This is a genomic window from Rahnella woolbedingensis (assembly GCF_003602095.1).
In the GTDB taxonomy this organism is placed as follows: Bacteria; Pseudomonadota; Gammaproteobacteria; order Enterobacterales; family Enterobacteriaceae; genus Rahnella; species Rahnella woolbedingensis.
This window is the reverse complement of sequence record NZ_RAHH01000023.1, coordinates 63860-75592: the sequence shown is the minus strand read 5'-3', so window position 1 is coordinate 75592 and position 11733 is coordinate 63860. Positions and strand designations below refer to the sequence as shown.

The following is an 11733-nucleotide window of genomic DNA, read 5'->3' as shown; positions in this document are numbered from 1 at the left end:
TACTTTGAGAACAGGGCAGCACTATGGATCACGCTATCTACACCGCAAGCGGCGCAGCGAGCCAGACACTGCTTCAGCAGTCGGTCACGTCAAGCAACCTTGCTAACGCCAATACACCCGGCTTTCGCTCGCAACTTTTAGCTATGCGCGCGGTGCCGGTGGAAGGTGAAAGCCTGCCTACGCGTACGCTGGTTACGGCGTCTACGCCGGGCGCCGACATGACGCAAGGCAAACTTAACTACACCGGCCGTCCGCTGGATGTGGCTTTACAGCAGGACGGTTTCCTTGCGGTGCAGATGCCTGATGGCACTGAAGCTTATACCCGTAACGGCGACATGCAGGTGTCTCCGACTAACCAGCTGACCGTTCAGGGTCATCCGGTGATGGGGGATAACGGCCCGATCGAGGTTCCGCCGAACTCACAGCTCACGATTTCTGCGGACGGCACCATCGCCGTGCTCGAAGCCGGCGCTGACCCGAACACTATGGGGCAGCTCGGTAAGCTCAAGCTGGTGAAAGCCGCGAACAGCGAAGTGACCCGAGGTGACGACGGCATGTTCCGTCCGACCCCGGCCACGGCGCTGGCGCGTGGTGCCGCTTTACAGGCCGACCCGACAATCCACGTGATGCCAGGAACACTCGAAGGCAGTAACGCGGATCCGGTGTCGACCATGGTTGACATGATTGCCAACGCCCGTCGCTTTGAGATGCAAATGAAAGTCATCCACAGCGTCGATGAAAATGAACAGAGTGCCAACAATCTGCTGTCAATGAGCTGATGATGGCAGAGGAGTAATGACATGATCCCATCGCTGTATATTGCGAAAACCGGTCTGGATGCCCAGCAGACCAACATGGACGTTATCGCCAACAACCTGGCGAACGTCAGCACCAACGGCTTTAAACGCCAGCGTGCGGTATTCGAAGACCTGCTTTATCAGACTGTCCGCCAGCCAGGTGCGCAGTCTTCTGAGCAGACCAACCTGCCATCGGGTTTACAGATTGGTACGGGTGTGCGTCCGGTCTCGACTGAACGTCTGTTCTCGCAGGGCAACCTGTCGCAGACCAGCAACAGTAAAGACATCGCCGTCAAAGGCGAAGGCTTCTTCCAGGTGCAGCTGCCGGACGGTACCACCGCGTATACCCGCGACGGCTCTTTCCAGGTGGATCAGAACGGTCAGCTGGTCACGTCGAGCGGCTATCAGGTTATTCCGGCGATCACTATTCCGGCCAATGCGCTGAGCATGACGGTCGGTCGTGACGGTATCGTCAGCGTAACCCAGCAGGGACAGACGGCGGCACAACAAGTCGGGCAGCTGACGCTGAGCACCTTCATCAACAACAGCGGCCTGGAATCGATGGGTGAAAACCTTTATCAGGAAACCCAGAGCTCCGGCGCGCCGACTGAAAGCACTCCGGGCCTGAACGGCGCGGGTCTGCTGTATCAGGGTTATGTCGAAACCTCCAACGTCAACGTGGCGGAAGAACTGGTCAACATGATCCAGACGCAGCGCGCTTACGAAATCAACAGTAAAGCAGTGTCTACTTCGGACGAAATGCTGCAGAAACTGTCGCAGCTGTAAGGTTTTTGTACGTCATAACTTTTAGTCAGTCATAACAAAATGAAGTGGCTGTCACAATTTCGGGCAGCCACAAAAAACAAGAGGACGGGTGCCGGATGGCGTCAGTCCTGAACCGGTTCAGATCCCTACCAGGTCGATTTTTTAAAGGCGATAACTGTGGTGAGCAAAAAAATAACGTCGGTAATGACTTCTTATACAGACCGACCAGGCAAGCTGGTGCTGCCGCTGTTAATCACGTTACTGGCGAACGGCTGCGCGTATATGCCGCATACCCCGCTGGTACCCGGAACCACCACAGCGACCCCTGCGCCCGCCGCACCGCCGGTGCCAAACGGCTCGATTTTCCAGTCCGTTCAGCCGATGAACTATGGTTATCAGCCTCTGTTTGAAGACCGTCGTCCACGTAACGTCGGGGATACTCTGACCATCGTCTTGCAGGAAAACGTCAGTGCGAGCAAAAGTTCCTCGGCGAACGCCAGCCGCAACGGGTCAACCACCTTTGGTGCCGCCACCGCGCCGCGCTATCTGGAAGGGTTGTTCGGCAATGCCCGCGCCGATGTGGATATGTCCGGTGCTAATACCTTCGCCGGTAAAGGCGGCGCAGCGGCGAATAACACCTTCAGCGGCACTCTGACCGTAACGGTCGCGGAAGTGCTGGCTAACGGCAACCTGAAAGTTGTCGGTGAAAAACAAATCGAAATTAATCAGGGCACCGAATTCATCCGGTTCTCCGGTGTGGTCAACCCGCGCACCATCAGCGGTGCAAACGCCGTTATCTCCACACAGGTGGCAGATGCGCGCATCGAATACGTGGGTAACGGCTACATCAATGAAGCGCAGAACATGGGCTGGTTGCAGCGGTTCTTCCTAAACTTATCGCCGTTATAACGAGGCAATCATGCGAAAACTACTTTCCGGTGTTATCTGTCTGGCGATGTCCGCCCTGGTGGTACTGCCCGCATCCGCCGACCGTATTCGTGATCTGACGACGGTACAAGGCGTGCGTGATAACGCCCTGATTGGCTACGGCCTGGTGGTCGGCCTCGACGGAACCGGTGACCAGACCACGCAGACACCGTTCACTACCCAGACGCTGACCAACATGTTGTCCCAGCTGGGTATTACCGTACCGGCCGGGACCAACATGCAGCTGAAAAACGTGGCCGCCGTAATGGTGACCGCCAAAATGCCGCCGTTCTCCCGTGCCGGACAGGCGATTGACGTGGTGGTGTCCTCGATGGGTAACGCCAAAAGTATTCGTGGCGGCACTTTGCTGATGACGCCGATGAAAGGCGTAGATAATCAGGTTTACGCGCTGGCGCAGGGTAACGTGCTGGTCGGCGGTGCGGGCGCGTCAGCCGGTGGCAGCAGCGTGACGGTCAACCAGGTTTCCGGCGGTCGTATTACCGGCGGCGCCACTATCGAACGCGAACTGCCAAGCACCTTCGGCACCGAAGGCGTGATCAACCTGCAACTCAATGATGAAGATTTCAATCTGGCGCAGCAGGTCAGTGATGCCATTAACCGTCAGGGAGTGGGCACCGCGTCACCACTGGATTCCCGCAATATTCAGGTCATCGTGCCGCGCGGTAATACCTCGCAGGTGCGCATTCTGGCGCAAATTCAGAATATCGAAGTCAATGTCGGGCCGATGGATGCGAAAGTTATCATCAACTCCCGTACCGGCTCGGTGGTCATGAACCGTGACGTGACGCTCGACAGTTGCGCCGTTGCGCAGGGCAATCTTTCGGTGGTGGTAGATCGCCAGAACGATGTCAGCCAGCCAAACACGCCGTTCGGCGGCGGTCAGACCGTGGTAACGCCAAACACCAATATTTCCGTGCGTCAGTCTGGCGGTTCTATCCAGCAGGTGCGCTCCAGCGCCAGCCTGAACAATGTGGTCCGTACCCTGAACGCGTTAGGCGCGACGCCTATCGATCTGATGTCCATTTTGCAGGCCATGAAAACAGCCGGTTGCCTGCGTGCTGATTTGGAAATTATCTGATGAGCGATCTGATGTCGATGTCCGGTGCTTTCGACCCGCAAGGGGCGGCGTATGATGCGAATTCCCTGAACAAACTGAAGCGGGAGGTGGGACAAAATCCGCAGGCGCATCTCAAAGAAGTGGCGAAACAGTTTGAAGGCGTATTTGTCCAGATGATGCTGAAAAGTATGCGTCAGGCGTTGCCGCAGGGGGGGATCCTCGACAACCAGTCCACCAAACTTTATACATCGATGTACGATCAGCAAATTGCACAGGACATGTCCGACAAAGGGTTGGGCATGGCCGATATGATGGTGGAACAGCTGTCCGGCGGCTCTAAACAGCCTTCAGAACTGGCGGGTACGGTGCCGATGGCGCTGGACGGTGAAGTGCTGAAAAGTATGCCGGTGCAGGCGATGGAACAGTATCTGCGAAAAGTCATTCCGACCGCACCGGATCGCACTACAGGTGGCGCACCGCTGCCTGCCGACAGCGGTCAGTTCGTTTCAAGCCTGAGTATTCCGGCGCAGGTGGCCAGTAAAGACAGCGGGATTTCACATCAGCTGATCATGGCGCAGGCCGCTCTGGAGTCCGGCTGGGGACAGCGCGAAATTCCGACCTCTGATGGCAAGCGCAGTTTCAACCTGTTTGGTATTAAGGCGGGCAGCAGCTGGGACGGCCCGACCACCAATATCACCACTACCGAATACACCAACGGTGTGGCGAAAAAAGTCCAGGCCAGTTTTCGCGTCTACGGCTCTTACGTCGAGGCCATCAGCGATTACATCAAATTGCTGACCAGCAACCCGCGTTACGCCCAGGTGGCGTCCGCCAATACCCCTGAACAAGCCGCGCATGAACTGCAACGCGCAGGCTATGCCACCGACCCGAATTATGCCGACAAACTGGTCAGTGTTATCCAGAAGATTAAAGGCGCAGGCGAGCAGGCGGTCAAGGCGTATAGCCATGATTTAAAAGATATCTTTTAGATGCTCAAATCCTGGTTTTTTTTCTCAAGTTTTAGCCGTGCAGGCCGATAACAAAATCAGAATGGGAAAAGGGGAGCGCCCCGATTCAGTTCCCTTAATTACACGGTGGTAAAAAAGGTCACCGGCAGACAAAAGGTCACTCATGTCCAGTAGCTTAATTAATACCGCAATGAGCGGACTGAACGCAGCGCAGGCAGCGCTCAGCACCACCGGGAACAACATCGCTAACGTCAGTGTGGCGGGCTATAACCGTCAGACGGCGATCATTACCCAAAGCAATGGCAACTCCACGTCAGCTGGGTATATCGGCAACGGTGTGAGCGTTACTGGCATCAACCGTGAATACAATTCCTTTGTGGTGACGCAGCTTCTGGGCGCCAGCGCGACCGGCAGCGCGCTTTCAACACAACTTGATCAGGCAAGTTCCATTGATGATCTGCTGGGCGACAGTTCGACCGGCATCGACGCCACCATGTCGACATTCTTCAAAGGCCTGCAAACCCTGACCAGCAACGCCAGTGACAGTTCGGCACGCCAGGCAGTATTGGGCGAAGCGCAGGGGTTAACCGCGCAGTTCAACAGTTCCGCCAAATACCTGAACGATATGAATACTGCGGTGAATCAGCAGATCACGCAAAACGTTGACCAGATCAACACCTATGCGTCGCAGATTGCCAAACTGAATACCCAGATTACGGCAACCCGTGGCAGCACCGGTCAGGAACCTAACGCACTGCTCGACCAGCGTGACCAGCTGGTCAGCCAGCTCAACGACATCACCGGTGTGACCGTGACTCAGCAGGACGGCGATACGTACAACGTCTCCTTCGCTAACGGCACGCCACTGGTAAGCGGCGGCAACTCTAAAACGGTTGTGGCAGTGGCTTCCAGTGCGGATCCTTCCAAACTGACCGTCGGCATGACTCAGCCGGATGGCACAGTTTCTGAAATTCAGGAAAGCCGTCTGACCACCGGTTCGCTCGGCGGTACGCTGGCGTTTCGTAAAGACAACCTTGAGCCGGCCATCAATCAGCTCGGGCAGCTGGCGCTGACCTTTTCTGACGCGTTCAACAGCACCAACAAAGCCGGTTTCGACCTTAACGGTGACGCAGGTACGGATTTCTTCTCCTACACCGGCGCGACCACTGTGGGCAACACCAAAAACACCGGCACCGCCGATGTCAGCGTGGCTTACAAAGATACGACTGCGGTGAAAGCCAGCGATTACACCATGGCTTACAACGGCACCAGCTGGGATGTGACCCGTGTTTCTGATGGCGCAAAAATCACGCCAACGGCAGGCACAGACAGCAGTGGCAACCCGACGATGGAATTTGACGGCTTATCCGTTTCCGTCTCCGGTACGCCATCGACCAACGACAGCTTCACCATCAAAACCGTGAGTAACGTGGCGGGCAGCATGGGTGTGGCTATTACCGATTCCTCGCTGATTGCTGCGGCCAGTTCTGCCGACAGCGGCGTGAGCGATAATACCAATGCGCAGAAATTGCTGAACCTGCAAACTGCAAAAGTGGTTGAGGGCAAATCGACGCTCTCGGGTGCTTACGCCAACATGGTGAGTAACGTGGGTAATCAGGTGGCAACACTGACCACTACCAGCACCGCGCAGAGCAATATCGTGACGCAGCTGACGACGCAGCAGCAGTCCATTTCCGGGGTTAACCTCGATGAGGAATACGGTGATTTGCAACGTTACCAGCAATATTACCTGGCTAACGCGCAGGTGGTGCAGACGGCATCTACTATTTTCGACGCCATCATCAATCTTCGCTGATCTTTGAACTGATAAGGAACTGATGCCATGCGCCTTAGTACCAATATAATTTACCAACAAAATATGGATGCGGTGCTCGACGGTCAGAACCGTTTCCAGGCGACCGGTCTGCAATTGTCCACCGGTTCCAAAGTGAGCAAACCTTCGGACGATCCGCTGGCTGCCTCTCAGGCCGTGCTGGTGCGTCAGGCGCAGTCGGAGAATGGCCAGTTTTCGGTTGCGCGTAATTTTGCCAACCAGAGCATGAGTCAGGAAGAGTCGATTTTATCGAGCGTGACCTCCACGATTCAGGACGCGCAGACGCTGATCGTTCAGGCGGGGGATGGTTCCCTGAGTGATGACGACCGTTCTTCCCTGGCGACCAAACTGGAAAGCCTGAAGTCGCAGCTGCTCAATATGGCGAACAGTACCGACGGTAACGGTCGTTACATTTTTGCCGGTTATAAGAGTGATACCGCACCTTATACGCAGGATCCGACTACCGGCGCGGTGACGTATTCCGGTGGTGACACGGCGATCACCCAACAGGTTGATGCCAGTCGTACCATGACCATCAACCACACCGGCAATCAGATTTTTGATTCCTTAACCGGTGATGCGAAGAAAGAGCCGGATGGCTCGATCGGCGAATCTGACATTTTCAAAACCATCGACGGGGCGCTGACCGCGCTGAAAACGCCTTCAGCGGATTACACCTCGGATACCGAATACACCGACGCGATCGATAAAGCCAACCGTGGCCTGAGCAACTCCCTCAACAACGTGCTTTCAGTGCGTTCAGAGCTGGGGACTCAGCTGAGTGAACTCGACAGCCTCGATACGCTGGGCAGTAACCGTGATGTTGCCAACTCCACCAAGCTGAGCAATCTGGTCGACACCGAATGGACCTCAGCGATTTCGACTTACACGCTGCAACAGGTTGCACTGCAGGCGTCATACAAGACCTACAGCTCCATGCAAGGTATGTCGCTGTTCCAGATGAACTCGTAATCCCTCCGGCGCGCCAGCATCGCGCGCCCGTTTTATCCTCTTCGTTATCTGCTGCCAGTCTGCGTAAGTGCGGGCCGGCAGGCATTTTTCTGACCGTACTTAAACCGGGTACTCTCAGTTTTGTATGTCGTCTTTCTAAGGTTTGGCGACATACATCTTTTTCCTTCCCCGCCATATTTCGCACTGGCTCTGCGTTGGCTGCCTTCGCTTACCCCAGTCACTGACTTGTTGTAAGCTCCCGGGGATTCGCTCAGTTGCCGCCTTGATCCCGCACGAACTATTTAGGGGAGGTGGAGTACGTTCTTTAATGACCAAACAGGGCGAGCAGGACGGGGAACAGGAACGGGGCGAGGAGGGAGGTGATGATCCCGCAGATGACCAGCGCCAGTGAGCTGAAGGCGCCTTCCTGATAATCCATTTCTGCGCAGCGGGCGGTGCCGAGGGCGTGAGAGGCGGCGCCCATTGCCAGTCCGCGTGAGGCTTTGGTAGTGATCTTCAGGATATTCAGAATAGTGTGACCGAAAACAGCGCCAAGGATCCCGACGAAAATGACGCAGACGGCGCTGATGGCCGGAATGCCGTTAATCGATTGAGCGGTCGCCATGGCAATCGGGGTTGTGACGGATTTCGGTAAGACCGAGGCGGCAATCTGCGGCGTAGCGCCCATCCATAACGCAATGGCGGTGCCGGTGGTCATCGCCACGACGCTGCCAATAAAGCAGATGCTGATGATGGATTTCCAGCGGGCGCGGATCTGATGCAGCTGTTCGTAGAGCGGAAATGCCAGCGCGACAACCGCAGGTTGCAGTAAATCATTGAGGATTTTACTGCCGGCGAAGTAGCGGGCGTAAGGGATGTTAGTCACCAGCAGCAGCGGGATTATCACCACCATCGACATCAGTAACGGATTGAGCAACGGCATTTTAAGTTTCACTGCCAGTTTGCGGGTGGCGAAAAATACCAGCAGAGTCAGCGGCAGCGACCACAAAATATCAATCATTTTCTTTCTCCGCTTTGTCCACCACCGCGCCGCGTTCGCCGTGGATATAGTGAGAACAATACGCGACCACCAACAATACGATAATCGTACTGGCCAGACACGACACCACCAGGGGGCCAAACTGCGTGCGCAGCTGCTCGTAATAATTCATCACGCCGACGCCGATAGGCACAAACAGCAGCGCCATATAGCGGATCAGCACGTTGCAGCCGGGTTTTACCCATTTAAAGGGCAGAATTTGCGTGGAAAGCAGACCGAATAAGATCAGCATACCGATAATGCTGCCGGGAATAGTCAGCGGCAAAAGAGATGAAATCGCATTTCCGGCAAATAAACACAGATAAATCAGAATAAATGCCCGGATATATTGGAATGCCAGAGAAGTTGCATGGCTCATGGTGTTTCACCCAGTTGAATGATGCATTCATCATACAATTAAGATGTGATCTGCGCCACATAACTCAGTATGAAATTTAGGAATGAAGTGTATGCCAAAAACACAGGGTTTGGCTGCTGAAATTGCAGGGTACGCCCGTATTATCAGGCGCGGATGACACCCGCATCAGGCCGCGCGGCTTTGCCCGATTACGTGCCTGTTTGTACAGTAACAATTCCCTGCCAGAGCCCGTCCTGCGGCTTTAATAACCAATCAGATAACGTTATTCAAAATTCGCATAACGATAGTATTTATCAGACTTTCTGCTCTTAATAAGAAACTTTACACTCAACAAAACTTTAGCAATTTCGCTACTTTGGAGAGTCTCACCTGATGAAAGCTTTATTACCGTCCGTCCTGTTTACGGCTATTGCGGCTACTTTCGCTGTCCAGGCCGCCACGCCGCCGGACACGCTGGTCATCGCCCAGTCCATTGATGACACCTCCAGCTTTGACCCGGCGCAGGGTTTTGAGCTGACCACGGTGCAGGCTTTCAACAACATTTATCAGCGTCTGGTGCAGTCAGATCCGAATAACCCGATCGATTTAAAACCGACGCTGGCGACCTCCTGGGAAGCAGGCAAAGATAACCGCAGCCTGACGTTCACGCTGTCACCGAAAGCGGTGTTTGCCAGCGGCAACCCGCTGACAGCCGACGACGTGATTTTCTCACTGTCACGCGTGGTGAAACTGAATCTGGAACCTTCGTTCATTCTGACCCAGCTGGGCTGGACAGATAAAAACGTCGATACCTTCCTGACTAAAATCGACGACCAGCATGTGAAAGTGAGCTGGACTGCTGATGTCAGCCCGTCCTTCGTGCTGAGCCTGCTGTCTGCGCCAGTTTCTTCGATTGTCGACAGCAAACTGGTGAAAGCTAACGCGAGCGCCGACGACCTCGGACATCAGTGGCTGAGCAATCATTCAGCCGGTTCCGGTCCGTATCAGATCCGCAAATACATTCCGCATGAAGTGGTTATCTTGTCTGCGAACCCGACGTCTCCGGAAGGCGCGCCGAAGCTCAAAACCATTCTGATTAAAAACGTGCCGGATCCGGCTGCGCGCCGACTGCTGATTGAGCAGGGCGATGCGGATATGGCGCGTAACCTCGGTTCGGATCAGATGGCGGCGCTTGAAGGCAAGAAAGGCGTTAAACCGCTGGCCGTGCCGTATGCCTCATTGTATTTCATGCAGTTCAACGCCAAAGCGTCTCCGGCGCTGGGAAATCCGGCCTTCTGGGAAGCGGCGCGTTACCTGTTCGACTACAACCACATTGCCCATGACCTGATGAAAAATCAGTTCCAGGTGCATCAGGCCTTCCTGCCGGAAGGCTATCTGGGCGCGCTGAACGACACGCCATACACTTATGACCCGGCGAAAGCCAAAGCGATTCTGGCAAAAGCCGGGCTGACCAACGTCAGCTTCACGCTGTCTACCGCCAACCAGCCGCCGTATCTGGACATCGCGCAGGCGTTGCAGGCCAGCTTCGCCCAGGGCGGCGTGACCGTAAAACTGGATCCGGGTTTAAGCTCGCAGATTTCCACCAAAATTAAGGCGCATGAATACGACGCGTACATGTCTTCATGGGGCCCGGATTACTTTGACCCGAATACCAATGCCTCCGCGTTTGCTTTCAATCCGGAAGATGGCAGCAAAACGCTGGCATGGCGCGCCAACTGGTCAATTCCGGCGCTTAACAAACTGACGCTGGCGGCGATTGCCGAGCCGGATCAGGCCAAACGCGTGGCGGACTACCGTCAGCTGCAACTTGAAGTACAGAAAAACTCACCATTTGTCATTGGTTTACAGGCCAAAAGCCTGATCGCCGTACGTGACAACATTAAGGGCTACGTGCAGGGCATCAACCCGGACATGGTCTTCTACAGCAAGGTCACCAAGTAATGACAGACAGTTCAACGCCCGCCGGATTCGTCCGGCAGGGCTGGCGCTGGTCAGGCCGATTGCTGACCGGCGTAATTTCGCTGGCGCTGACGTTGCTCGGCCTGCTGGCGTTCACCTTTACGCTTTCCCACCTTGCGCCGATTGACCCGACACTTCAGGTGGCGGGCGATCACGCCAGTGAAGCCACGTATGCGCAGGTGCGTCGTGATTTAGGTCTCGACCAGTCGGTGCCGGTGCAATTTGCCCGCTATCTGGAGAGTCTGGCGCACGGTGATATGGGGATTTCCCGCATCACAGCGCAGCCGGTTGCCAGCGATTTAATGCGCACCTTCCCGGCGACCGTCGAACTGGCCACCTGTGCCATTCTGCTTGGCGGGACGCTCGGAATTCTGCTGGCACTTCTCGCCGTGTGGAAACCGGGAAGCTGGCTGGATAACGTCGCGAGAATGGTATCGCTGCTCGGCTATTCCGTGCCGATATTCTGGCTGAGCCTGCTCGGCCTGTTGCTGTTTTACGCCGTGCTGCATTGGGCGGGCGGGCCGGGGCGGCTCGACGACTTATATATGTACACCATGACGCCGCGCACCGGGTTTGTGCTGATCGATACCTGGCTGTCCGGTGACCGTGAAATGTTCTACAACGCCATCAGCCATTTATGGTTGCCGGTCACCGTGCTGGCGATGCTGTCTATGGCGGGGATCACCCGTTTGCTGCGCGCCTCGATGCTCGGTGAAATGAACAAAGAATACGTGATTCTGGCGCGTTCCAAAGGCGCGGGCAGGGTGCGGGTTTTACTGTGCCACGTATTCCCGAATGTACTGGGCACGTTGATCACCGTACTTTCGCTCTCCTACGCCAGCCTGCTCGAAGGCGCGGTACTGACCGAAACGGTGTTTGCCTGGCCGGGCGTCGGACGTTATCTGACCACTGCGCTGTTTGCGGCGGATACTCCGGCAATCCTTGGCGCCACGCTGCTGATCGGTACCTGTTTCGTACTGCTCAATGCGCTGGCTGATGCCCTTACTTATTTGCTCGATCCGCGGACCCGGTAGTT

The 11733-nt window shown here is 55.6% G+C and carries 11 protein-coding genes; 9 read left to right on the top strand and 2 right to left on the bottom strand.

Annotation, left to right across the window (positions count from 1 at the left end; all coding sequences use genetic code 11):
* Nucleotides 1–23: 23 nt before the first annotated feature.
* The 7 genes from D6C13_RS18350 to flgL all read left to right on the top strand — a co-directional run bounded on the left by D6C13_RS18350 (nt 24) and on the right by flgL (nt 7341).
* Nucleotides 24–779, top strand: coding sequence for a flagellar basal body rod protein FlgF (locus tag D6C13_RS18350; protein ID WP_120134136.1), 756 nt, complete (start codon nt 24–26; stop codon nt 777–779).
* 21 nt (nt 780–800) lie between these two features.
* Entirely contained in the window at nt 801–1583 is a 783-nt protein-coding gene (gene flgG / locus D6C13_RS18345) for a flagellar basal-body rod protein FlgG (protein WP_120134135.1), read from the top strand.
* 183 nt (nt 1584–1766) lie between these two features.
* Nucleotides 1767–2471 carry a flagellar basal body L-ring protein FlgH gene (locus tag D6C13_RS18340; protein ID WP_120134134.1) on the top strand — a complete coding sequence of 235 codons (705 nt, stop codon included), beginning with the start codon at nt 1767–1769 and terminating at the stop codon, nt 2469–2471.
* Between the two features lie 10 nt (nt 2472–2481).
* Complete coding sequence (locus tag D6C13_RS18335; protein ID WP_120134133.1) at nt 2482–3588, top strand: flagellar basal body P-ring protein FlgI; 1107 nt, start codon at nt 2482–2484, stop codon at nt 3586–3588.
* Entirely contained in the window at nt 3588–4556 is a 969-nt protein-coding gene (gene flgJ / locus D6C13_RS18330) for a flagellar assembly peptidoglycan hydrolase FlgJ (RefSeq protein ID WP_120134132.1), read from the top strand. The genes D6C13_RS18335 and flgJ overlap by 1 nt, the downstream gene beginning before the upstream one ends.
* Nucleotides 4557–4698: 142 nt before the next feature.
* Nucleotides 4699–6351 carry a flagellar hook-associated protein FlgK gene (gene flgK, locus D6C13_RS18325; RefSeq protein WP_120134131.1) on the top strand — a complete coding sequence of 551 codons (1653 nt, stop codon included), beginning with the start codon at nt 4699–4701 and terminating at the stop codon, nt 6349–6351.
* Nucleotides 6352–6378: 27 nt separating this feature from the next.
* Nucleotides 6379–7341, top strand: coding sequence for a flagellar hook-associated protein FlgL (gene flgL, locus D6C13_RS18320; RefSeq protein WP_120134130.1), 963 nt, complete (start codon nt 6379–6381; stop codon nt 7339–7341).
* 304 nt (nt 7342–7645) lie between these two features.
* On the opposite strand, the gene D6C13_RS18315 is transcribed toward flgL, so the two are convergent.
* Both D6C13_RS18315 and D6C13_RS18310 read right to left on the bottom strand, forming a co-directional pair.
* Nucleotides 7646–8341, bottom strand: coding sequence for a CidB/LrgB family autolysis modulator (locus D6C13_RS18315; protein ID WP_120134129.1), 696 nt, complete (start codon nt 8339–8341; stop codon nt 7646–7648).
* Nucleotides 8334–8738 carry a CidA/LrgA family protein gene (locus tag D6C13_RS18310; protein ID WP_120134128.1) on the bottom strand — a complete coding sequence of 135 codons (405 nt, stop codon included), beginning with the start codon at nt 8736–8738 and terminating at the stop codon, nt 8334–8336. Before D6C13_RS18310 ends, D6C13_RS18315 begins: the two co-directional genes overlap by 8 nt.
* 372 nt (nt 8739–9110) lie before the next feature.
* On the opposite strand from D6C13_RS18310, the gene D6C13_RS18305 reads away from it, so the two are divergent.
* On the top strand, nt 9111–10679 hold the full coding sequence (locus tag D6C13_RS18305) for an ABC transporter substrate-binding protein (RefSeq protein ID WP_120134127.1): 1569 nt from the start codon (nt 9111–9113) through the stop codon (nt 10677–10679).
* Nucleotides 10679–11731 carry an ABC transporter permease gene (locus D6C13_RS18300; RefSeq protein ID WP_120134126.1) on the top strand — a complete coding sequence of 351 codons (1053 nt, stop codon included), beginning with the start codon at nt 10679–10681 and terminating at the stop codon, nt 11729–11731. The genes D6C13_RS18305 and D6C13_RS18300 overlap by 1 nt, the downstream gene beginning before the upstream one ends.
* Nucleotides 11732–11733: the final 2 nt, after the last annotated feature.